This window comes from Collimonas pratensis (assembly GCF_001584185.1).
Taxonomy (GTDB): domain Bacteria; phylum Pseudomonadota; class Gammaproteobacteria; order Burkholderiales; family Burkholderiaceae_D; genus Collimonas; species Collimonas pratensis.
Genome location: NZ_CP013234.1, coordinates 1022696 through 1045302, shown reverse-complemented (window position 1 = coordinate 1045302; position 22607 = coordinate 1022696). Strand labels below are relative to the sequence as shown.

At 57.3% G+C, this 22607-nt stretch carries 20 protein-coding genes; 3 read left to right on the top strand and 17 right to left on the bottom strand.

Annotated elements, in window-relative coordinates; translation table 11 throughout:
* Positions 1-25: 25 nt before the first annotated feature.
* The 15 genes from CPter91_RS04715 to CPter91_RS04645 form a co-directional block, all read right to left on the bottom strand.
* A complete protein-coding gene (locus CPter91_RS04715) occupies positions 26-2140 on the bottom strand; it encodes a pilus assembly protein TadG-related protein (RefSeq protein WP_167595129.1) in 2115 nt (704 codons plus the stop codon).
* Positions 2141-2183: 43 nt separating this feature from the next.
* Positions 2184-2624 (bottom strand): DUF3613 domain-containing protein, encoded by a 441-nt coding sequence (locus tag CPter91_RS04710; protein WP_082792613.1) that lies wholly within the window; start codon positions 2622-2624, stop codon positions 2184-2186.
* A gap of 49 nt (positions 2625-2673) precedes the next feature.
* Positions 2674-3144, bottom strand: coding sequence for a tetratricopeptide repeat protein (locus CPter91_RS04705; protein ID WP_167595128.1), 471 nt, complete (start codon positions 3142-3144; stop codon positions 2674-2676).
* Positions 3105-3575, bottom strand: a complete 471-nt coding sequence (locus CPter91_RS04700; RefSeq protein ID WP_150119620.1) for a hypothetical protein — start codon at positions 3573-3575, stop codon at positions 3105-3107. Before CPter91_RS04700 ends, CPter91_RS04705 begins: the two co-directional genes overlap by 40 nt.
* Entirely contained in the window at positions 3572-4507 is a 936-nt protein-coding gene (locus CPter91_RS04695) for a type II secretion system F family protein (protein WP_061937583.1), read from the bottom strand. Before CPter91_RS04695 ends, CPter91_RS04700 begins: the two co-directional genes overlap by 4 nt.
* A gap of 59 nt (positions 4508-4566) precedes the next feature.
* Positions 4567-5496 carry a type II secretion system F family protein gene (locus tag CPter91_RS04690; RefSeq protein WP_061937579.1) on the bottom strand — a complete coding sequence of 310 codons (930 nt, stop codon included), beginning with the start codon at positions 5494-5496 and terminating at the stop codon, positions 4567-4569.
* A 2-nt stretch (positions 5497-5498) separates the two neighbouring features.
* Positions 5499-6854, bottom strand: coding sequence for a TadA family conjugal transfer-associated ATPase (locus CPter91_RS04685; RefSeq protein WP_061937577.1), 1356 nt, complete (start codon positions 6852-6854; stop codon positions 5499-5501).
* 123 nt (positions 6855-6977) lie between these two features.
* The gene (locus CPter91_RS04680) at positions 6978-8282 is read right to left on the bottom strand and encodes a CpaE/TadZ family protein (RefSeq protein ID WP_061937573.1); all 1305 of its coding nucleotides are present in this window, start codon (positions 8280-8282) and stop codon (positions 6978-6980) included.
* A gap of 22 nt (positions 8283-8304) precedes the next feature.
* Complete coding sequence (locus tag CPter91_RS04675) at positions 8305-9621, bottom strand: type II and III secretion system protein family protein (RefSeq protein WP_061937572.1); 1317 nt, start codon at positions 9619-9621, stop codon at positions 8305-8307.
* Between the two features lie 56 nt (positions 9622-9677).
* A complete protein-coding gene (gene cpaB / locus CPter91_RS04670) occupies positions 9678-10700 on the bottom strand; it encodes a Flp pilus assembly protein CpaB (protein ID WP_061937569.1) in 1023 nt (340 codons plus the stop codon).
* Between the two features lie 156 nt (positions 10701-10856).
* Positions 10857-11303 carry a TadE/TadG family type IV pilus assembly protein gene (locus tag CPter91_RS04665; protein ID WP_061945838.1) on the bottom strand — a complete coding sequence of 149 codons (447 nt, stop codon included), beginning with the start codon at positions 11301-11303 and terminating at the stop codon, positions 10857-10859.
* 118 nt (positions 11304-11421) lie between these two features.
* Positions 11422-11952, bottom strand: a complete 531-nt coding sequence (locus CPter91_RS04660; RefSeq protein ID WP_061937567.1) for a prepilin peptidase — start codon at positions 11950-11952, stop codon at positions 11422-11424.
* 85 nt (positions 11953-12037) lie between these two features.
* A complete protein-coding gene (locus CPter91_RS04655; RefSeq protein WP_061937564.1) occupies positions 12038-12211 on the bottom strand; it encodes a Flp family type IVb pilin in 174 nt (57 codons plus the stop codon).
* A gap of 548 nt (positions 12212-12759) precedes the next feature.
* Entirely contained in the window at positions 12760-14478 is a 1719-nt protein-coding gene (locus tag CPter91_RS04650; protein ID WP_167595127.1) for a ShlB/FhaC/HecB family hemolysin secretion/activation protein, read from the bottom strand.
* 228 nt (positions 14479-14706) lie between these two features.
* Entirely contained in the window at positions 14707-16197 is a 1491-nt protein-coding gene (locus CPter91_RS04645) for a collagen-like triple helix repeat-containing protein (RefSeq protein ID WP_082792612.1), read from the bottom strand.
* Between the two features lie 325 nt (positions 16198-16522).
* On the opposite strand from CPter91_RS04645, the gene CPter91_RS04635 reads away from it, so the two are divergent.
* A complete protein-coding gene (locus CPter91_RS04635; RefSeq protein WP_061937555.1) occupies positions 16523-17437 on the top strand; it encodes a 5'-nucleotidase in 915 nt (304 codons plus the stop codon).
* A gap of 28 nt (positions 17438-17465) precedes the next feature.
* Here CPter91_RS04635 and CPter91_RS04630 read toward each other — a convergent pair whose 3' ends face one another.
* Positions 17466-19118 carry a 3-(methylthio)propionyl-CoA ligase gene (locus CPter91_RS04630; protein ID WP_061937552.1) on the bottom strand — a complete coding sequence of 551 codons (1653 nt, stop codon included), beginning with the start codon at positions 19116-19118 and terminating at the stop codon, positions 17466-17468.
* Positions 19119-19269: 151 nt separating this feature from the next.
* Positions 19270-21582 carry an NADP-dependent malic enzyme gene (locus tag CPter91_RS04625; RefSeq protein WP_061937549.1) on the bottom strand — a complete coding sequence of 771 codons (2313 nt, stop codon included), beginning with the start codon at positions 21580-21582 and terminating at the stop codon, positions 19270-19272.
* A 260-nt stretch (positions 21583-21842) separates the two neighbouring features.
* On the opposite strand from CPter91_RS04625, the gene CPter91_RS04620 reads away from it, so the two are divergent.
* Positions 21843-22331 (top strand): rubrerythrin family protein, encoded by a 489-nt coding sequence (locus tag CPter91_RS04620; RefSeq protein ID WP_061937547.1) that lies wholly within the window; start codon positions 21843-21845, stop codon positions 22329-22331.
* Between the two features lie 73 nt (positions 22332-22404).
* On the top strand, positions 22405-22569 hold the full coding sequence (locus CPter91_RS04615) for a rubredoxin (RefSeq protein ID WP_061937544.1): 165 nt from the start codon (positions 22405-22407) through the stop codon (positions 22567-22569).
* Positions 22570-22607: the final 38 nt, after the last annotated feature.

The following is a 22607-nucleotide window of genomic DNA, read 5'->3' as shown; positions in this document are numbered from 1 at the left end:
TTAGATGTGTTGCATATCCATTTGATTAATAAACCAGCTTGACGCTGGTGCCTCCGCAATTCAGGTCCATCAGATTGACATCGACCAAGCCTAACTGGATTCCCAGCAAATTGTTGAGAACTGTCGACAAAGCACCACCTACAACATTCAAAATCGGTTGCAGCAGATTGACCAGCATACCCAAGGTAGTAATCAGAGCATTAGAAATGCTAGTGCCGCCACTGCTTTGGCTGCCGGCCAGTTGATTGGACAAAATACATTGGCTATTGCCAAGGCATAAAAGACCACTCACAATTTGTCCGATGCTATTAAGTAAGTTAGTAACCAAGCCACCCACATTGGTCAAGATCCCGAGTACATTCACCGACAGCAGGTTCCCGAGTATTCCGGTGACGCTGGAGTTGAGGCTGGATACAAATGAATTCAGACTGCTCAGGGAATTAGTCACCATGGTCTGTGCTGGCCCCAGCGCTTGCCCATTCAATAAGCCAGTCGCCAAATTGGAATTATTGACGCCACTACCACCCAGCAAACTACCAGCCAAGGCACCAATAATCGCATTGAATACATTCGATAATGTCGTCCCGATCGGAAGGTTGTTAGCCCCGGTTGTCTTCGTCTGCCCTTTATACAATGTGACGCTGGTGGGGTTCGACAGGCCATCAATTGCAATTGCCTTATTTACGACAAGGGCCCCATTTAGCACATTCACCATTGGCCAGTTCGTCAAATTCGCTTTGCAAGCATTGTTGGTAGAGAACACCGTGTTGCCGTCAACTGCATTATTCATACTACCGGCGCAAAGACTCAAGATCGGAGCCTGTACCTGAATCGTAGCCAGATCGTTGCCGCTACCATCCTTTGTGGTACACATATCCGTCAGCGTGCCGAGCCCATTTACCACATCGATAATCAACGGCAAATCAACTTTCAACAAGCCCAAATTCAACAGATTGCTTTGAATACGCGTATACAACCGAACTTGTGATGTGTATGCCTTCGTTCCAATGCCGCCAATCCCGATCGACGGGGGTTCCACGATACCGGCCAAAGTTGTCACGCTGGCCACGCCTGGTAGCGACACGCCTAAATTCACGTTGCCAAAATGGTGACTATTGGCTATTCCTATTACTGTATTTACTACATTCAAGGCACTCAGATTTGCATTCAAGGCAGACTGCGCATCGGCGGTATTAATTAATGCAAACAGCCCCCCCTTTCCGGTAACCGGGTCAGCCAATAGCGGAATCATTACATTCAGCTGCCCCACCGTTACTAGCCCACCAAGGGTATTGACCAGATTCTGCTGGCCGCCAACGGTGGTAATGGCGCCGAGTATCGCCTGCAAAGTACACATGCCATTGCTACAGCCGCTAGTGTTTGCCTTCAGTATGTTTGTCACCGTCCCGACATCGGCATGCAATGGTATTTGAAATCCCAGTGCCTGCAGCAACCCGTTTGGCGTCACGGATACATTTGCCAGACCCTGGTAAGAAACTAAGGAGGTACCACTGATATTGAGTCCCAATGCGGATAACAAACCAGGTACGGCCCCACTGCCATTGACCTGCAACAGTTTCGACCCTACCGAAAACGCCGCATAGGGATCGCTAGCCGATCCAATCGCCTGGGCGCTCAGCGTCCGCGTTCCCAATCCAAAAAAGGCAGGAACGTTCTGTGTAAGCAGCACCCGCACCGAATTCAATGCCGCTCCGGCAATCGGCGGGGCAAAGTAGCTGGGCGCGGAGGCAGCATTGGCGACCGGATCCCAGCGGCCACAAGTAACCGTAATCGCATTGGCCATCGTATTCGGCGCTGCGGTCGAAAAGCCATTGGTCCGAGCATTGCCTATCGCGGCCAGTACCGGCCCATCGCCTGCTGAACATGTCGTTGGATTTCCGTTCAGCGGCGTGCTAACCAGCTGCTGGGTGCCGGCCAACGCCGCCAGATCCGCTGCTTTCTGCAAGTTCCTCTTCATGTAGAACATGTAGCCGATATCTATCGACGAAAACAGGATGATGACAATTGACAGAAAGATCGCCGCCATCACGGCCACAGAACCGCGTCGTCGATGCATCGCATCCCGGCATTGTCCAGTGGATGAAAGTCGCTCAGCAATGAGGTCCAGGCGTGGGTTCATGATAGGTTGGCGACAGTTTGCTGTCGTTGTCCGCATTAGGTGATTAATTTGACTGCTTCTTTGTTACTTTGTTTTCATAAAACTCTGGCAGCGGATGCTTGAAACTATCCAGGTAGCGCTGCCAGCTGACGTCCGCCGTCGCGCCCAGCATCGGCAGACGTGCGCCGGCGACGCGCCCATCGGCCTGTGCTTGCAAAAGCGTGCGCGTAACGTCGCCGATATGAACTCGGGGGGCTTGCTCGGGGCGTTCAGCTGCGGATGGCGATTGCGCAGGCACCGCGGCGCTGGCTGCCGCCTGTTGATAATTGGCACTTGGTGTGCTGGCAACCGGCGCCGTGGCATTCACGTTAGAAACAGGTTCCTGCAAAAGAGCGCCAGTGAGCGGCGTCATGTTTTGCGCATACACTTCCGACATTCCGGCTGCCGCCAGCAAAATCGACCCTGCGAGAAAGAACCGCTGAACGAAAATTCCTTGCGCTTTCATTTTCTACCTCTTGAGCAAAAATTTAACTGCGTAACGATCTTGTCGGAGTTCATCCGCCGTTACCGAAGCGGTCCATCATCGATTGAAACGGCATTGCCGGCAAAGGTACCGGGCTCATGCTTTTAGATGTGGGGACGATGGCGCTGTTGACGCCGCCCTTGGCGGCATCAGCAGGCTGAAACGTCACCACCGCCGGTTGCCGCTGGCCGATTTCTGCCGCCAGGCCATATATCCTGGTGCGACTTTCCGCCGGCAAGGCAGCTTTATCCATGACCTGGCGCGCCTTCTCAGGCTCACCGGAGACAAGCAGCAGCAAAGCTAGATTCCCGATCATCTTGCGATTGTCCGGCGCCAGCTCCGCCGCCTGCGCCAGCGGCACCCGCGCGCCAGTGACATCCCCACTGCGCAACATGGCAAAACCAAGATCGCTCAATATCACCGGATTGGTGGGCTCTCGCTTGGCAGCTTCGCGCAGTGCCGTCATCGCGGCCGGGTAATCCCCATTCTGGGCTGCCAGCAAACCCAGGCCATGCCAGGCCGCCCCGCTTCGGTCGAGCTCAGCAACTTGCGGTAGGCAGCATCTGCAGCCGCACTCTGCCGGGTTTCACGCAGCGCGTCCGCGCGCAAACGTTGCAGCTCCGGCGTGCTGCCATTTTTCTGTTCGTAGGCATCGATATGCGCTAGCGACGCGAAATACCTTCCCTCATCCTGCATTTGCAAGATCAAATCCAGATACATGCCCTTGTTGTCAGGCGTCGGTGCTTTTTCCTCGGCCTGCTGGCGCAGTTGAGCAGCTTCGTTTTGTTGCGCATATATCTTTGCCGCATCGCTGGCGCAACCACTCAAAGCCGCTGAACACAGCACAATGGCAAAGGGAAATATCCAGTTTTCGAAATAACGCCCTCTTGATGCAAAACTCCTTGCACCTGACGTTCTGCTAAAAAAAATCATCCAGGCACTCCCATTTTCGACAGGGCGCGTAGCACTGCAAGAAAGCCCACTCCGCCCGTAATTACCAATAGCCCCGGCAGCAAGGTCAGGACCATCACACCTGTCATCTTCACCGTCAATTTCCCGATCTTTTCCCGCATGTCCAGCTTGCGCTGTTCCCGAACCCGTTCGCTGAACTGCTTGAGCGGCTCTTGCACCGCCCCGCCATGATGTTCCACCTGCACCAGGAGGCGTGATATGGCGTGCAGGTCCTCGTTGTCGAACACTGTGGAAAAGCGCCGCATCGACTGCTCTCTGCTGCGTCCGGTACTGTATTGACGACCCGCGATGGCCAGTTCTTCACCCAACACTTTCAAGACACTTCTGAATTCGTTTTCAATCACATGCAGACTTTGATCAACCGACAGCCCTACCCCCTGCAGCAAGCGCAGCAAGTCGATCAACAAGGGCAATTCCTCAGCAGCCTGGCGTTGGCGCTTGCTGGCTGAGCGCTGCATTACCCACTTCGGCAACATATATCCCAAGGCGAAGCCAACAAAAAGAATCAGCAATATTGAAAGGAATCCATTCTCGAAAAACAGCAAACCGATCAGCGGCAAGCTGACAGCAAGCACCACCCGCGCCGCAAAAAAAAGCGCTTTCCCTCGCATGTCGTTGACACCGCACTGATCCAGCAAATGCCGGTCATCCTCCGCCACCAGCGCCCTGCCTACCGGCGTCTCCAGCCAATTCGCACTGAGCGCAATCAGCCGTTCACGCCAACCTGGCGGGGTGGCAACAGCGCCAGGCATCGCCGCAGGGCGATCGTGCGAGGCTATTTTTTCATCGACCGTCTCCAGATTGCGTTGCAAACGCCGGCCCCTGGCCAACAAAGCGACTCCAATCAACAACAGGGCGGCCGCAAACAGCAGTACGGCCAGGACGATCAGCATGTGTTGTGTCTTGTCCACTATATTTCCGTCTCAGATAACGCCAAACATCAGCCACGCGGCTAAATCGATTTCGCCAGCCGATACAGGAAGTAGCCGCCAACTATCTCTAGCACTACCGCACCCAGCAGCATTTTTTTACCTATCGGGTCTTCCCACATGCCGACAAACATATTGTTATTAAAAATGATCAGGAAGATACCAATGGCGATCGGCAAAATCGCCATGATCCACGCCGACAAGCGGATTTCCGCTGACAAGGAAGCCATCTCATTCTGCGCATGCTCGAGGTCGCGCATGAATGCCGCCATGCGTTCCAGGACCACATCGGAGCGACCTCCAAATCGGGAAGAAATACCAATTACCGCTGCAACAAGATCGAGCTCCTTGAATTTATAGACCGCTGCCTGCTGGCGCAATGCGTGCTCCAGATCGACACCGGCCTGCACCTGCCTGTTGGCGCGATCCAGAATGACCCGCAGCGGTCCTTCGGTGCTGCCGATACCTGTCTGGAATGCAGCACCAATGCTGTTTCCTATCGCAACCAGGCGCACCAGAGTATCCAGGAATCCCGGTAACTGCCTTATCAGGGTGCGTTGCATTTTTGAAGTCCTGAGCCAAAAATAGAACACCACCAGCATGGCGTATAGCAATGCGGTTCCCAATGCCGACAGCCAGCCGCCAAGTATCAAGGCCAGCAACACCAGCACAATCCCGGGCACTACCAGTTGCACATACAATTTCCCGCTGGGATGCTGGATCCCGGCGCGCAAAAAGAAATTGCGCAACGCTTCCGACGGCAAGTGCGGTTGCTGCAATACCTGCCCCGCGTTCTGCGGCTGTTGCTGGAGTGGCTGCATGCCCTGAATCTGCCGATCCACGAACGCAGCGCTGACATCTTGCTGTGTCCGGTACTGCGCGCGCTGCCAAAGCCATAGCGCGCTGCCGGTCAGCAGCAGGGCGGCGGCAAGCAGCCAGAGCGCGATGTGCATGACTAGCGCCTCCCCGCCTGGCCACTGGTGCTGGAACCGGGACCGCCGGTATTCGGACTACCGCTGCTTTGCTGGCCGAGTTGCCGTTGCCGCTGCAGCTTGGGCGCATGCGGGAAGATGCCTAAAGAAATCCAGCGATCGGCTTCTTCGCCATCCGGGCCGATAAAGCTTTCGTGCCGATACAGTTCCTGCAGGGTGATGATGTTGTCCCCCATGCCGGTCACTTCTGTAATCGAGACGATGCGACGGCGACCGTTGGACAGCCGGCCGATCTGCACGATGAAATCGAGGGCGCCGGCGATCTGCCGCCTGAGGCTGCTTTCACTGCCCTGGAAGCCGGCAAAGCCGGCCAGCATTTCAATCCGGTAAAGACATTCACGCGGCGTGTTCGCGTGGATCGTTCCCATCGAACCGTCGTGGCCGGTGTTCATCGCCTGCAGCATTTCCAGAACTTCGGCGCCGCGCACTTCACCTACGATGATACGGTCAGGACGCATGCGCAAACTGTTGCGGATCAAGTCACGGATACTGACAGCGCCGGCGCCTTCAAAGCCGCCAAGACGCGATTCCAGCCGTACTACGTGCGGATGGTTGAGCGACAGTTCTGCGGTATCTTCAACCGTGACGACCCGTTCTTTTTCCGGGATAAAAAAGGCTAGTGCATTGAGCAGAGAGGTTTTCCCGGAGCTGGTGCCGCCCGATACCAGGATATTGCAGCGCGCCTTGACGGCGTTATCCAGCAGCGTGTAAATCTCGTCATTCATGGTGCCGAGATTGAGGAGATCGGTAGGTTTCAGCGGTTCCTTGCGGAATTTGCGGATCGATACCATCGGGCCGTCCACCGACAGCGGCTCGATGACGACGTTCAGACGGCCGCCATCCGGCAGGCGTGCATCGACCATCGGGTTCGACTCATCCAGGCGGCGGCCCAGCGGCGCCAGGATGCGCCTGACGATGCGCAACAAGTGCGCATTATCGGTAAAGCGCAGCGTCTCACGCTGCAAGATGCCGTGGCGCGAAACGAATACATCGTTATAGCCGTTGATCAGGATATCTTCGACCGTCACGTCGGCCAGCAGGTCTTCCAGCGGCCCCAGTCCCGCCAACTCCTTGGTCAGGGCATCGGCAATCTGCCGCACTTCCGATTCATTCAGAGGGATGCGTTGCAGGCGCACGAAGCCGTCGACATCCAGATTGACGAATTGCTGGATCGCGCTGCGCGACCAGCGTCCGAACTCCGCCCCCAGCTCCTCGATCCGCGTCAGCAGATGATCGTAGGCGGCCGTCTTGATATCCTGGAATTCCTGGGTATTCGAGAAGGTCTGGTCGTCATCTGCAAATTCAATCTGGTTACTCACGTTTATGTCTCCCGTCTTTCATCAGGGGGCCGCACCCGCCTGTCTTTTGCATTTTGTGCAGACAGATAAGGGGTGGCGGCGCAGATCGGTCTAAATCACGCTTGCATCAATACGAATACAGGTCTATTTCCTCAACAGGATTTTCGGCAGCCAGCGCCCGACGCCCTGCTTGTGCGGCGCCGTTTCTGCATGGCTAAGCAAGCCGTCTATCAAGCCGTCCACCGCCCGCACGTATGCATCATGGGGAGCCACCTCATGCAGCAGCTTGCCGCGGTTGGCGCTGGAAGTCAGCTTCAGCGTGCGCTCCGGCAAAGTGGCGAGCAAAGGCAATTTGAAGCGTTCCGCAATCTGGCTGGCACCCATGCCGAAGCGGTCGTCGTAGCGGTTGACCACCAGATGGCGCTTGCCGTCGTCCGGATGGCGGCCGTTCAATTCTTGCAGGGTGCCCGCCAGCGACACCAGCGCGCCGACGCTCTGATCCGTCACCAGCCATACCTGGTCGGCAGCGCCGGTCAGGTTGGCGATGAATTCGTGGTTGGTGAAGCCGCCAAGGTCGGCAATCAGCACGTCGAAATACAGGCGCAGGCGGTCCAGCAAAGCCAGGGCATCGTGATGCGAGACCGTACGCATCTCGCTCAGGCTGTGCGGCAATGAAATCACAGTGACGCCGCCAGGGCTGCGCGGCAGTGCGGTATGCACCAGGGTTTCGTCGAAGCGCCGCAGGTTGCGTACCGCTTCGGCGAAGTCGAAATTGCCGTTGGCGCTCAGGTACAGCTTGCCGTCGCCGGCAGGCAGGCCGAGATCGAGCAGCGCCACGCGGCTGTCGGTGGCAGCATGCTTGCCGCCTTGATTGCCGTTACGCTGCTGAATCATGTCAGCCAGATGCGCCGCCAGGGTGCTGGTGCCGATGCCGGAACGGACACCGAGCAGAGTCACCAGCTGGCCGCGCTTGACTGGCGCAGGATTCCGCGCGGCTGCCTTCGCCAGCACACGCTGCACCACTTCGCGCGCTTCGTCTTCGGAGGCGCTGACATCGATGAAATCGCTGACGCCGGCACGCAATGCCGCTACCGTGCCTTCAGGAAAAGCCATGGAACCGACGGCGACCAATGGCAGCGAAGGAAGAGTCTTGCCCAAGGCGCGCGCCAGTTCAACCGCGTGCGCAGTACTGCTGACCGAATCAAGCGACAGCACGCCGGCATGATCGTGTATCTGCTCAACCCCGGAAAAATCCAGCAGGACCAGCAAGGGATTGAGTTCGGCGATACGCGACAACAGTTCAGCCACATCTGCCTTTTCCTGCAGCAGAGTGCCCCACTTTCCAAGCGCTGCACCGAGCCATTCTGCCTGCGCGCTGTTGCGTGAGCAGAAGACGAAACGGCTGAGCGACGTCAGTTCATTCAATGCTTTGTTACGAGCGTTCATCATGTAATCCAAAAATGGCTGTCGCTTATTTCGAAAACCCTGGCAACTCGTCTCGGCTCGCTCCCCCTAGTAAATAGCTTCCCCATGCAGTACCTGCTGTATTGCGGCGTTCGTTTTCACCGGGCAATGGCAGCGGTACATTTTTTGCAATCGGCTGCACGACATGCGGCGTAACGATGATCACCAGTTCTTTGTCGTCCTGCGTATAGTTCATGTTGCGGAAAAAGCTGCCGATGATCGGCAAGTCGCCTAACAGCGGAATTTTTGCCACATTGGATTTGGTCGTGCGCGATACCAGGCCGCCGATAATGAAGCTTTCGCCATCGCCCAGTTCTACCGTGGTATCGGCGCGCCTGGTAGTGATGGCAGGAATCGATACATTGTTGGAAATGATGGCGTTGGTATAATCCAGTTCGCTGGCTTCCGGCGCGACCTTCAATGCAATCCGGCCCTTCGACAATATGGTCGGCGATACGGTCAAGCCGATACCGTAAGGCTTGTACTCGATGGTGATGGAACCCAGGCCGGCAGATTGCGGAATCGGCAGTTCTCCACCCGCCAGGAAGCTTGCGCTCTGTCCCGAGAGAGCGGTCAATGAAGGCTCAGCGAGCACTCTGGCCAGGCCATTGGTTTCGACCAGTTTCAAATTATTGGTGAGGCTGAAATTCCCGCGCGTCAATGAAGTCAGCAAACTGACCGCCCCCGTGCCTGGCACCGTACTCAGGCCGCCATTGGAAGCCAGGTTGCTGCCGAGATTGAAACTGAAACCGCCGCGCTTCACGCTGGCGCCGAAATCAAAACCGATCTGCTTCAGTACCGTCTTGCTGAATTCGACAATCTTGACATCTATCTGCACTACATTGCCGCCGTCGATACTGGAAATATCGAGCACTTTTCCCTTGCCCACCGCATCGGCGGCAACCGCGCTGCTGCTCAAATGATCCAGCAATGATGGCGCCTGGCCGCTGATCAGGCCGGCGCCGCCGCGCACCTGTATTTCAGCGCCAGGCTGCCCCGCCAGCGCCGCCTGCAAATCGCCTTGCACTTTCACCCGCCAGGTCCTGGCCGGCAGTCCTTTAGACCATACCGTCAAGGTGGTGTTGCCTGGCTTTTTTCCTACCAAAATCACACTTCCGCTCTTGCCTCCGCTCCCCTTCACCATCAGTACATCCGCAACTTCCGGATCGGCAATGGCAATCCGTTCCAGCGTACCGGCTACCGGCAAGGTTTGCTGTTCCCGCGCGCCCAACGAAATATCCGCAGCGCCAGCAGCTGCAATCGAGATTGCAGGGATGACATTTGCACTCAATAACAATGGCAGAAATAGGTCGTGAATTTTCATGAGTTACGCGTCGTCCTGTTATCGATATAAACCGGTCGTTCGAATGTATCCATGCCTTAAAATGCCACCGATTCCCGTTGCGTGCCGCGAATCACTTCCACCGTTCCTGCATTTCCGGCGCCACGTGCGGATGCAGGACCCGCTGGTCTCGCCGCAGCCAGGCTGCGTCCTCCCGGCTTGTGGGCCGACGATTTTGAATCACTGCTCAGGCCATCCATTTCGATCCCGGCAAAAGCCTGGTTGTCAGGTTGCTTCAGGGCCTCTTGCTGATCGCGCGTCAAATCCCTTTTCCCTGCAAGCACCGCGGGAATCTGTGGGAACAGCGCCACATCGGAAATGGTTTCATCGCTTGGGTTGCGCAACGCCAGTGTCAGCTTGCCATTCTGGGTTGCCAGCAATAGGCGGTTGACGTCGGCAACTTGCGTCGCCAATACGGCGGTGCGCGCCGCTTGCTGGCCCTGCGTCGATGCTTGCGCTCCTTGCACGGATTGCGAAGAGGACTGCTGTGCCGGTGCAACTCCCGCACTACCGCCGCTCGTCGCCGTACCGATCACCGCTGCTCCGTATGACAGTACATGTACACGCGACAGCAGCAAGCGCGACTGCGTCGTCGCGATATCCTGGGATTGCTTGAGAGTGAAAAAGACATCTACATAATCCCCTGCCTGAACCCGGTTGCCGGCACCGACAATTTCATCGACGGGAATCGCCACTGCTCGTTCCCCATCTGCCAATTTGACTGACAGACCGCTGGCCAAACCACTCTCGGTGATCGGGGTGCCGGTCCCGATATCAATCAGCGGCACTTTGCCGACTACCGAACTGGCCTGGTCAAAGGCGCCTGCTGGATTGATAGGCAAAGTCACCAGGCTGATGTCGTTAGTAGTGATAGCCTTGCCCGCTTCCAGTGCGCGCGCCGCCACGATTACTTCGTAGTGCTGGGACGAAGACTTGCCGGCCACCGCTGGCGCCGGTGCTAGCGTCGGCGGCGGGCGGCTGCCCAGCCACCACGCTACAAATGCCAAACCAAGCGCAGCCATCACCAATATCGCTGCAACAATTTTTGTCAGATTATTCATGGTGTGTACTCGATGCCTGTCCGAACGAAAAGATTGTTCAAGGTGGTTCCCATGTCAAATTCAAGCCAGCAAGGGGTAAATCATTGGCCCAATGATCTGTGACCGGTAAAAATTGGCAATGCGCGTAAAAATCTTCAGGCCCGTGAGCCGCTTTACTCAGTTAATTTGTACGGTCGCTGAACTCGCCAGAGTCGCGGGTACCGCGACGCGCATTAATGGCCCCAGCAGTAGCGGCACCAAGGGCCGCGCAGCATAAGGGTAGACAAGGTTCACAGTGATGCATTGTGCGGTGGTACCCGCGGGGAAAGCACAGGTGAACGGTCCCACTGGCGTGCAGGTCGCTGTTGGCGCGCCTCCGCCGCCGCCCAGCCAGCCGACAAGTTGCTTAGCTGTGTTACAGGCAATCGTGCCGCGATCGGCAGTGGTATAACGCAGTGCGGCGCGAGCGCCCTCTTCTGCTGCCAACGCCAGAGATTGCTGGGCCAGGAAAATCAGCACATAAGTGATAATCCCATACAGCACTACGAAGAATATCGGAAATATCAAGGCAAATTCAATCGCGGCAATACCGCGTTGGGCAATGTTCCCGGCTCCTCTGTCCATCTCTGGACGAGCTGCGCGCTTATATTTGTTATACATCCCTGCTCCCGATCTTCCCAGCCGAAACGATCGACTTATTGCCGACGCGCGCCGTGCTGACATGCATGATGCAAACAACAGCTCAGTTAATGCCGAGGATTACTCCTGCACTCTGCATGCCAGCCCACGCTCCCGCTACAGCCAGGTATGCCGCGTAGGGAATCCCGCTACGACTGCCGCGCCTCTCCAGAACACGCCGACACAATGGCCAGCGCACTAGCCGCGTCGCGACGGCTTGCAAACCCGGCACCAGTCCCATCCGCAATATGTGAGTCGCGACAGCATGTACGCCAGCGAACAATGAACCTATCAAAAACACAGGCAGCAACGCTCCTGGCCCAAGCAATAATCCAAGCACGGCAAAGAACTTGACATCACCTGCCGCCATCGCACGCAAGGTGTATAGCGGCAAGAAAAAAAGCAGCCCAACCGTCAACCCAGAGAATGCGCCTATCCATGTCACACCGTTCAATCCATTTCCAGAACCTGCAAGCCAGCCTAGTTGCACAGCAATCGCCATGACAAGCAATCTGTTTGGAACGCGCCGGAACAGATAGTCGTATAGAAATATGGCAGTGCAAAACAGCAGAAACAGCAACAGGAGATAGTTCATATCCAGCACGTATTCATTCTGTCCAGCTAATCGTTGAAAATAGCTGGACAGCACCTGGCCCTTGACAGGCACATCAGCCGGATTTTCAAGCGCCGGTAGGCAACAGGCCCGCTATGTAGGCAAAAAGCGTTTGCAACTTGCCGCCCAAGAGAGTGATGCCGCCGATAATTGCTACCGCAACCAGGCCGGCAATCAGACCATATTCAATAGCAGTAACGCCATCTTCTTCCCGAAGAAATTTCATTAATTTGACGTTCATTGTGATCTCCCAAAGAAACACTCATCGCATTAAAGAGGTAGCCTGCGGCATCGCAATCAGCGGGAAATAGACTCGCGTTCTACCCCCGGATTACAGCACCTGATTTCGGACTACGCGGTATCAGCATAGCCCTGATTAAAAATTACCTCAAGATAAATTTTTCCCTTAAGAAACTTATTATTAGAATATTCTCTCTAGTCCCGTTTTCATAGGTGAACCGCGATTTTTCTTTGAAATATTGTTTTACATTGTGAAAAAAATGCTTACTTCTAAGCAAGTAAAAATTTCCAAAAAGAAATTCAGAAAACAACTATCGGCGTGCATTTTTCATAGTTTTATTCATCGAAAAAACACACGCTGATTTCCTCGGTTCCGACGCTTTGAAAGAAATCAGAAAACGCTCCGGACCGGCAGATTTGCTGGCGTTTGCGTAACAGTCGCTGGACATTCATGCGCATCGGAAAATAGGCGATCAATGGCCTATGGCAACGAAAAATCCGTATCAGTTGACGCGATCAGGAAACGATTGTTTCCGCGCAGATCTGCATTTAATCCATCTGATAGGAATAAGCCGCATTTACCCGCGGCGATCGCGAACTGGAATTGATGGGAATATCGGCTACCGGCTTCGCTATCGACAGGTCCAGAGTGTAGTAATGACCGTCTGAAAAGCGTACCCCCAGCGCAACAGAGCCCAAAGTGTCGTGACTCAAAGGACCTGCATTGGAATACACTCGAGAATGGTCCACCAGAAAATACGGTTGCACTGTTTTCAGATAAGTGTAACTCATGGGAAACAGCCGGTTTATTTCAGCCGATACGCCCCAGCCTTTGTCCCCTGCCAGCTCGCCCGCAGGATAGGCAAGGCCGAATAATCTCCCCCCAAAACCGATCTGTTCCGATGTCGGCAGAATGTTGCTGCTGTACTGCGTGCTGGCGGCTACCGCAACGCCGAAGCCGCCGGGCAGTTGGTTCGATTGCGCCGCTTGTAGAGTGACTTTGGTAAAACCCAAATCGACGTTGCTCTGCTCCGTTCTGCTGCCGAGCGAGCTTAGGGCCTTGTAGACACCGACATTCAACTGGCGCGTCTGCTGCAACTTGTCCGGGCCTGTTTTGACATCGGTCCATGCAGCTTCTGCACTTAATACCCGCACCTGCGAACTCAACTCCAATGTCATCGGTGTAGCCGGCACCGAACGAGTGAACAGCTGACTGTTTTCAGCCTGGTAGGCGCCGCCGGTGACGGTCAAGCTATGCGTGTTATCCAGGATCACCGGATAGCTGAGAGAAGCGCCAACGTGTGTGGTCTTGGTTTGATATTGATTGAGGTAATCGACCGCCGCCAAGGCTGTATTCTGTGGCTGCGCACGATAGTCTGACCAGTTCACCTTGCCCAGCAAACCGTCGGTACCGATCGGCTGGACATAATTCAGCGCATAGTATTTTTCATGCTGCTCGCCGCTCGGCTGCAGCGTGCTCACCGTTACCTGTTCACCAAGCGGCGTCAAGCCATTGCTGCTAGCGGTCAGCAGGCCGCGTATGCCCGGCTGCCGGTAATCGGCGCCGACACCCACCGTGATCGGTTTGCGCTTCACCGTCAGCACCATGTCGGCAGCGCCGTCGGTGGTGGTCGGCGGCGCCACGTTGGCGACAATCTTGACTCCAGGCTGCAGACTGAGGATGCCGGCGACCCGTTCGAAAGTCGCGCGCCGCAGCGGCCTATCCTGCTGCAACTGTTCGGCGATCAGCTTCAGGCGCTCTTCGCTGCCGCCTGGATTGCCTTCTACCTTGACGTTGCTGACATAGCCTTCCACGACCGTGACTACAACTACGTTATTTTCGAAAGTCTGGGCCGGGATGAAGGCAAAGGAAAGCGGGTAGCCGCGATCCTGGTACATCTGCGTAACCTTGTTGGCGGCGGCCAGCAATTCCGCCACGGTGACGTCGCGATTGGCCATTGGCGCGAACAGCGCTGCAATTTCTTCGAACGGCAAGGTCTTGCTACCGGCGATCTGGAAACGTGAAGGCACCAGATGGCTTGCCAGCAGTTTCTGCATGGCCGGATCGACCGGCTGGGTCTGTACATTGATGGTCACCGTCGAACTGGCCGGCGCTTCCGCTTTAGGCAAGGTATCGGTCGGGTTGCCTTGCAGCGGACTGCGCGAATCGGCATGCGCCGGCAGGACGGTCGTGGTCATCAGCCAATAGGCGCTGCCGGCCAGGATCAGTCCGGCGCGGCGGGAGCACTTCGATTTAAATAGTTGCATGCGGCTACGGCTCTCGTTCGTTATCGAAGGCAAAACCTGTCTATTCATCGCGGTCGCCAAGGCACGACCTGAAGTCACTATTAAACTACGGCAATAATTCACTTAGTGCAACTATTTTATTCCGCCATGCGTTGTCAATCCGCTCGCACGGCACTTGACTGTTTTGTGCCTCCATCAAACAAAAAGCCTTGGTAAAAACCAAGGCTTTTCGTCTACCGCTGCCGCTGCTTATTTTTTGACTGAGGCGCCCAGCAAGCCACCCAGTATGCCGCCGGCTTGGGCGCTGCCGCCAGTGCCACCGGCGCTCACTGCCACGCCGCCGGTCAAGCCTGCCACCAGGTTGAGCACCGGAGCCAATGGACCGGCTGCCGCGCTGCCGCCCGCACCGGCTGCAACCGTACCACCCAAGCCGCCCAACAGACCGGTCACCGGAGCCAGGATATTGCCAGCGCCGCTGCCTGCGCCACCGGCGCCAGCCACGCCGCCGGTCAGGCTACCCAGCAAACCGGTTACCGGGGCCAACGGGCCGCTGCCGCCAGCACCGCCAGCTGCACCAGTCAAACCACCCAGCAAACCGGTTACCGGAGCCAAAGGACCGCTGCCGCCGACGCCGCCAACCCCACCAGTCAAGCCGCCCAGCAAGCCAGTGACCGGAGCCAATGGCCCGCCAGCGCCGACTGCGCCGCTAAGACTGCCGGTCAGGCTGTTCACGATGCCGACCACAGGTGCCAGCGGTCCGACCAGTGCGCCCAGCAGGGCGTTGTCAACCGGCTGCAGGATACCGCCGGTCTGGCTGCCCAACAGCGGCTGGCCGGTGCCGGTAATACCGTTGGTCGACAAGCCGCCCACCAGTTTGCCGGTGTTAGTCACCACCGGGCCCAGATTGCTGACCACCGGCACGCCGGAACCGGTCAGGCCGGCGCCAACATTGGCGACCGTGCCGCCTAGCGTACCCAGCAGCAGATTGGCCGGCTGGTTGAGCGCCGTCGCATTGCCAACGGTTTGCAGCAGAGTGCCTGCGGTATTAGTCAGGGGAACAATTGCCGTGCTGACTGTTTGCGTCAGCTGTTGTACGGGGCCGGTAGTCAAGGCCGTGGTAACGATGGGTGCCACGGTGCCGGATACGGTATTGCCGATGGTGCTGACCAGGCCGCCTACCGGCGTCGTCACCGGCGCCAAGGCGCTCAGCGGACCGCTGCTGCCGAGACTGGAAACCACTTGGCCGGCGCTGTTCACGGTGGCACCGACCTGGGCCACGACGCCGCCAACGCTGCCGGCAGTGATGCCAACCGGATTTTGTGCCGTACCTATCTGACCCAGGCCATTGGTCAAGCCGCCGCCCAGCACGGTGACGATGCCGCTGGCGTTGTCGACCAGGCCACCCAGTGCGGATTTGGTGCCGGGCGTCAACGGCAACTGGCTGACGATGGTATTGCCGGCGCCATCAACCGCTGTGCCCACGGAAGATACCGTGGTGCCAAGATTCGATACAAGGTTGGACGCGCCGGCAGTTGGTGTCACTGGCGTGACCGGGGTGACCGGGGTGGTTGGCGTAGTCGGGGTAGTTGGCGTGGTCGGCGTAGTGCCGCCGCCAGGACCAGTGCCGGCAGTGGTGCCGCCGGCGTTCCCCAGCAAGCTACCGCTGCCGCCGCAGCCGGTGAGCAGTGCAGTGAGTAACAATGATGCTGTGAGCAAACCGCTCTTTTTCGATGCTTTCATGATCTATCTCCCTTTTGTGACGACTCAAATGACAGCTATGCTTACTTTCTTTGCGCAAAGAGCGTGCCAGCCGGAAAACCGCGTGAACCGGCTCATACCAGGCGTCATCAAAATTGTTGAAAAATAGAAAAAATCCTTAAAAATCAATGACTAATAGCAATATCCAAAGGTCCCTCGGTAGTTCGCACTGAAAGCGTTTCGCGGCCGACGATACGTAACGTGTAACGTAACAGGCGGGAACACCGGCCGCGCCAGACGCGCCCGCCGACAAGCACGCGGGGGCCTATAATGAGCGCTGTCGCTACTCACCTGAAGAGCACCATTCATGCCGCAGTCGTTGGAAAATTTGCTGGTCGTAGGGATTTCATCCCGCGCATTGTTCGATCTGGAAATCGAGGAAGCCATCTTCCGCCAGGAAGGGCTGGAGGCCTATCGCCGCCACCAGCTGCTCAATGAAAACCAGGTTCTCAAGCCGGGAGCCGGTTTTGCCCTGGTAAAGGCCTTGCTGAAACTGAACCAGCTGACCGGCCAGCGCTTTGTCGAAGTAGTCGTCATGTCGCGCAACTCCAGCGAAACCTCGATGCGCATTTTCAATTCCATCAAGCACTACGAGCTCGATATCACGCGCGCGGTGTTATCCGGCGGCGCTTCGCTGGCGCCCTATCTGCAGGCTTTCAATGTCAGCCTGTTCCTCTCTCTGCACGAGGACGATGTGCAAGCGGCAGTCAACGCAGGCACCGCCGCAGCGCTGCTCTACCAGATGCCTGAAAACGCCATGGAAGAGTTGGACCAGATCCGCATCGCCTTCGATGGCGACGCCGTGATCTTTTCCGATGAGTCGGAAAAAATTTACCAGAACGAGGGAATCGAGGCATTTGAGCGGCATGAGCGCGAGAACGCCCTGCTGCCCTTGCCGCAGGGCCCTTTTGCGCGGCTGCTGCTGGCGCTGTCCTACATCCAGAACAACTTCAAGAACCCGGATGGCCACGCGGCGCCTATTCGCACCGCGCTGGTCACCGCGCGTTCGTCGCCGGCCCACGAGCGGGTGATACGCACCTTGCGCGCCTGGGATGTAGCGATCGACGAAACCTTCTTCATGGGCGGCATCGTCAAATCGGACGTGCTGGCGGCGTTCAAACCGCATATGTTTTTCGACGACCAGCCAGGCCATTGTGACCGCGCCGCCATCAAGGTCCAGACCGGACGGGTGCCATGGAAGCAGCCCAGCGAATTTGAATAAATCCGGCTGAACTAAAGGATTCTGCGCTTCAGGCGGTCGGTAAGGTATAGGCCTTGAACTGTTCGCGCAACTTGTTTTTCAACAGCTTGCCAGTGGCGCCGATCGGCAACGCATTGACGAAAGCGACGTCATCCGGGGTCCACCATTTGGCGATCTTGCCTTCAAAAAATCTCAACAGCTCGGCGCCGCTGACTTCCATGCCGGGCTTGCGCACTACCACCAGCAAGGGCCGCTCGTCCCATTTGGGATGAAAAATCCCGATGCAGGCCGCCATCTGCACCGCCGGATGCGCCATCACGATATTTTCCAGGTCGATGCTGCTGATCCATTCGCCGCCGGACTTGATCACATCCTTGCTGCGGTCGGTGATCTGCATGTAGCCGTCGCCGTCGATGGTAGCGACGTCGCCGGTGGGGAACCAGCCATCCTGCAACACATCGCCGCCCTCGTTCTTGAAATAGCCGGCGACGATCCACGGTCCCTTGACCAGCAGGTTGCCGTAAGTGACGCCATCCCAGGGCAGTTCCTTGCCGAGGTCGTCGACGATCTTCATGTCGACGCCGTAGATGGCATGGCCCTGCTTTTGCAGCAGCAGCTCCTGCTGCTCCAGCGGCAAGGAAAGATGTTTCGTTTGCAGGCTGCCGGTGGTGCCCAACGGCGACATCTCGGTCATGCCCCAGGCATGCACCACCTCCACGCCGTAACGATGGCGCAAGCTCTTCATCATCGCCGGCGGACAGGCAGAACCGCCGATGATGGTGCGCTTGAAACTGGAGAAACGCAGCTGGTGCTGTTCCATATGGTTGAGCAGGCCCAGCCAGACCGTCGGCACGCCGGCAGAAATGGTGACCTGCTCCTGCTCGAATAATTCATACAGGGATTTGCCATCCAGCCCCGGTCCCGGAAACACCATCTTGGCGCCGGTCAGCGGTACTGCATACGGCAAGCCCCAGGCATTGACATGAAACATCGGCACGATCGGCAGCACGGCGTCGCGGCCGGAGATGTTCATAGTGTCCGGCATGACCGACGCCAGCGAATGCAGTACGGTCGAGCGATGCGAATACAGCGCGCCCTTGGGGTTGCCGGTAGTGCCGGAGGTATAGCACAGGCTGGAAGCAGAATTCTCATCAAACAATGGCCACTCGAAATCGTCCCGGCTGGCTGCCAGCAGCTCTTCGTAGCACAGCAAGTTGGGCAGCTTGCTGTCCTGCGGCATGTGCTCGCGGCCGCACAGGGCGATGTAGCCCTTGATCGTCTTGCTGAGCGGCGCCACCGCTTCCACCAGCGGCAGGAAGCAGGTATCGAACAGCAGGTACTGATCTTCGGCATGGTTGGCGATGTAAGCGATCAGGTCCGGATGCAGGCGCGGATTGATGGTATGCAGCACGGCGCCGGCGCCGGACACGGCGTAATACGCTTCCATGTGGCGGTAACCGTTCCAGGCCAGCGTGGCGACCCGCTCGCCCATCCTGACGCCGAGGCTGGCCAGCGCATTGGCGAGCCGGCGGGCGCGGCTGTGGCACTCGCTGTAGGTATAGCGGTGCAGGTCGCCCTCCACCCGCCGCGAGACGATTTCATTGGCGCCGAAATAGCGGTCGGCATGCTGGATAATGCTGGAGATGAGCAAAGGCTGGCTCATCATCTGCCCCATCAGCGGGCTCTGTGGAAAGTCGGTCATCGCGTCTCCTGATAATTATCGTGTAACTGTTTTCGCTACGTTACACGTTTTTATCCGCTCTGTGACCAACAAAAAAAGGCCCAGCTTTGCCGCCGGTGATCCGGCGCTAAAGCTGGGCCCTTCCAATCTTGCTTGCTGCTTACATCAAATCTTAACGCGCCGAGATTGCATCCACCACGCACAAGGCGGTCATGTTGACGATGCGGCGTACGGTGGCCGATGGCGTCAGGATGTGCACCGGCTTGGCGCAGCCCAGCAGGATCGGGCCAACCGCCACACCGTTGCCGCAAGTGTTCTTGAGCAGGTTGTAAGCGATATTGGCGGCGTCGATATTCGGCATCACCAGCAGGTTGGCGTCGCCGGTCAAGGTCGAGTCCGGCATCAGCTGGCGCCGCAGTTCGATATTGAGCGCGGTGTCGCCATGCATTTCGCCATCGACTTCCAGGTCCGGCGCCAGTTCCTTGATGATCGCCAGCGCATTGCGCATCTTCTGCGCCGAAGCGCTGTTGCTGGAACCGAAGTTGGAATGCGACAGCAGGGCCGCGCGCGGCTTGATGCCGAAGCGCAGCATCTCTTCCGCCGCCAGGATCGTGATTTCCGCCAATTGTTCGGCGGTCGGCTCCTCATTGACGTGGGTATCGACCAACACCAGCTGGCGGTCAGCCAGGATCAGGGCATTCATCGCCGCGTACACATTGACGCCTTCGCGCCGGCCCAGCACCTTGTCGATGTAGTTCAGGTGCAGGCTGGTGGTGCCGTAGGTGCCGCAGATCATGCCGTCGGCATGGCCCTTGTGGATCGCCATCGAACCGATCAGCGTGTGACGGCGGCGCATTTCCAGCTTGGCGTACTGCTCGGTCACGCCCTGGCGCTTGGTCATGGCCAGGAAAGTTTGCCAGTAGTCGCGGTAGCGTTCGTCGAAATCCGGATTGATGACTTCAAAATCGACATCCGCTTTCAGGCGCAGGCCGAAACGCTCGATGCGCTGCTGCAGCACGGCCGGACGGCCGACCAGGATCGGGCGCGCCAGGTTCTCGTCGACCACCACCTGCACTGCGCGCAGGACGCGCTCTTCTTCGCCCTCGGCGTAGACGATGCGCTTCTTCTCGGCCGGCGTCTTCTTGGCGATCTGGAACAATGGCCGCATGAAGGTGCCGCTGCGATAGACAAACTGCTGCAGCTTGTCGATGTAAGCTTCCATGTCCTGGATCGGACGGCTGGCGACGCCGGAGGCAACCGCGGCCTTGGCGACTGCCGGCGCGATCTTGATCATCAGGCGCGGATCGAACGGCTTCGGAATGATGTATTCCGGACCGAACGACAGGTTGGTGATGCCGTATGTCGTGGCCACGATGTCCGACTGTTCAGCTTGCGCCAGTTCGGCAATCGCATGCACTACGGCGATTTCCATTTCACGCGTGATGGTGGTGGCGCCGCAATCGAGGGCGCCGCGGAAAATGTAGGGGAAGCACAGGACGTTGTTGACCTGGTTCGGATAGTCCGAGCGGCCGGTCGCCATGACGGCGTCGTCGCGCACGGCCTTGACATCCTCCGGCAGAATTTCCGGGGTCGGGTTGGCCAGAGCCAGCACCAGCGGCCGCGCCGCCATCGCCTTGACCATGTCTTGCTTGAGCACGCCGCCGGCCGACAGGCCGAGGAAAATGTCGGCGCCCGGAATCAGTTCGGCCAGGGTGCGGGCATCTGTTTCGCGCGCAAAGCGTTCCTTGTCCGGATCCATCAGTTCGACGCGGCCCTTGTAGACCACGCCGGCCAGGTCGGTGACGAAAATGTTTTCAATCGGGAAGCCGAGATCGACGATCAGGTCGAGGCAGGCCAGCGCGGCAGCGCCGGCGCCGGAGACCACCAGCTTGCAGCTCTTGATATCCTTGCCGACTACTTTGAGGCCATTGAGGATCGCCGCGCCGACGATGATGGCGGTGCCGTGCTGGTCGTCGTGGAAGACCGGAATCTTCATGCGGTCGCGCAGCTTGCGCTCGATTTCGAAGCACTCAGGGGCCTTGATGTCTTCCAGGTTGATGCCGCCGAAGGTTGGTTCCAGCGAGGCGATGATGTCGCACAGCTTTTCCGGATCGTGTTCGTTGATTTCGATATCGAAGACGTCGATGCCGGCGAATTTCTTGAACAGCACGCCCTTGCCTTCCATCACAGGCTTGGATGCCAGCGGCCCGATATTGCCCAGGCCCAGCACGGCAGTGCCGTTGGTGATGACCGCTACCAGGTTGCCGCGCGCTGTGTAGCGGAAGGCATTGGCCGGATCAGCGACGATTTCTTCGCAAGCCGCGGCCACGCCCGGCGAGTAGGCCAGCGCCAGATCGCGCTGGTTGGTCAGTAATTTGGTAGGCGTTACGCTGATTTTCCCGGGGGTCGGAAACTCGTGATATTCAAGCGCCGCTTGGCGTAATTGTAGGCGCAGCTCTTCTTTTTTATCGATCATCGAATCCATGTTTCTCTGTCCCCAAGTGTAACAAGTGAAAGTCCCTGATTTTATCAGACTGCTCGCAACCAGCTATGCGAATTTCGCATCGTGAATAGCGATTTCACATAGTTGTATGTTGATAAAAGCTATTCGATATCAAACTGACATACAAAACCTATCATAGTCATCAAGATATCCAATTTCCAATTTCGATAAATAAAATCTATCATCCATCCCAAGGTCATCAACAAAACCTCCTTCCCCCCGAACAACTGAGAGAGCACACCATGGCAAACCAAGACAGCAGCAACAAATCCATCACGATCGAAAACCTGGAAGCCGCTTTTGCCGGTGAATCCATGGCCCATATAAAATACCGCTATTTCGCCAAGCTGGCACGCGAAGCCGGCGCCAACGATGTGGCCAAGATTTTTGAAGATACTGCGGATCAGGAAGTCATGCATGCTTTTGGCCATCTCGACCTGCTGTATCCGAAGGCGCAGTTGACGCCAGCCAAATCGCTGGAAATCGCGATTGAAGGCGAGACTTACGAATACACTGAGATGTATCCGAAATTCCGCCACCTGGCGATTGAAGAAGGCAACCAGGCTGCGGTCGCCGAATACGATGAACAAATCGCAGAATCGAAAGAACATGCAGAGAATTTCAAGCACACCCTGGAAAAGGCAGCCAAGCGTTTTGCTGCCCTGGCCAAGGTGGAAGAGCGCCACGCCAATCATTACCAGCAGGCGCTGGATGCATTGAACGCAGCGTAATTAAAGAAAACCGCCGGGCGGCGGGGCAAAGCGCCGCCAGGCAAACCCAGTCACGACACACAGAGGAAACAATATGAAAACTTACAAATGCATCGTTTGCGGCCTGATTTATGACGAAGCGGCCGGCTGGCCGGACGACGGCATCGCTGCCGGCACCAAGTGGGAAGACGTACCCGCTACCTGGGAATGCCCGGATTGCGGCGTCGCCAAGGCAGACTTTGAAATGGTCCAGATCTAAGCAACTGTTGTAAAATCAGCGGCCGCATCGCCAGGCGC

Coding starts and splice junctions, on each gene's coding strand:
- CPter91_RS04680 (WP_061937573.1), bottom strand. CDS start 8,282: ATGATGAACGCTCGTAACAAAGCATTGAATGAACTGACGTCGCTCAGC.
- CPter91_RS04665 (WP_061945838.1), bottom strand. CDS start 11,303: ATGGACAGAGGAGCCGGGAACATTGCCCAACGCGGTATTGCCGCGATT.
- CPter91_RS04695 (WP_061937583.1), bottom strand. CDS start 4,507: ATGCTGATCGTCCTGGCCGTACTGCTGTTTGCGGCCGCCCTGTTGTTG.
- cpaB (WP_061937569.1), bottom strand. CDS start 10,700: ATGAATAATCTGACAAAAATTGTTGCAGCGATATTGGTGATGGCTGCG.
- CPter91_RS04690 (WP_061937579.1), bottom strand. CDS start 5,496: ATGCACATCGCGCTCTGGCTGCTTGCCGCCGCCCTGCTGCTGACCGGC.
- CPter91_RS04710 (WP_082792613.1), bottom strand. CDS start 2,624: ATGAAAGCGCAAGGAATTTTCGTTCAGCGGTTCTTTCTCGCAGGGTCG.
- CPter91_RS04620 (WP_061937547.1), top strand. CDS start 21,843: ATGGCAAACCAAGACAGCAGCAACAAATCCATCACGATCGAAAACCTG.
- CPter91_RS04700 (WP_150119620.1), bottom strand. CDS start 3,575: ATGATTTTTTTTAGCAGAACGTCAGGTGCAAGGAGTTTTGCATCAAGA.
- CPter91_RS04660 (WP_061937567.1), bottom strand. CDS start 11,952: ATGAACTATCTCCTGTTGCTGTTTCTGCTGTTTTGCACTGCCATATTT.
- CPter91_RS04650 (WP_167595127.1), bottom strand. CDS start 14,478: ATGCAACTATTTAAATCGAAGTGCTCCCGCCGCGCCGGACTGATCCTG.
- CPter91_RS04615 (WP_061937544.1), top strand. CDS start 22,405: ATGAAAACTTACAAATGCATCGTTTGCGGCCTGATTTATGACGAAGCG.
- CPter91_RS04715 (WP_167595129.1), bottom strand. CDS start 2,140: ATGAACCCACGCCTGGACCTCATTGCTGAGCGACTTTCATCCACTGGA.
- CPter91_RS04675 (WP_061937572.1), bottom strand. CDS start 9,621: ATGAAAATTCACGACCTATTTCTGCCATTGTTATTGAGTGCAAATGTC.
- CPter91_RS04645 (WP_082792612.1), bottom strand. CDS start 16,197: ATGAAAGCATCGAAAAAGAGCGGTTTGCTCACAGCATCATTGTTACTC.
- CPter91_RS04630 (WP_061937552.1), bottom strand. CDS start 19,118: ATGACCGACTTTCCACAGAGCCCGCTGATGGGGCAGATGATGAGCCAG.
- CPter91_RS04655 (WP_061937564.1), bottom strand. CDS start 12,211: ATGAACGTCAAATTAATGAAATTTCTTCGGGAAGAAGATGGCGTTACT.
- CPter91_RS04635 (WP_061937555.1), top strand. CDS start 16,523: ATGCCGCAGTCGTTGGAAAATTTGCTGGTCGTAGGGATTTCATCCCGC.
- CPter91_RS04625 (WP_061937549.1), bottom strand. CDS start 21,582: ATGGATTCGATGATCGATAAAAAAGAAGAGCTGCGCCTACAATTACGC.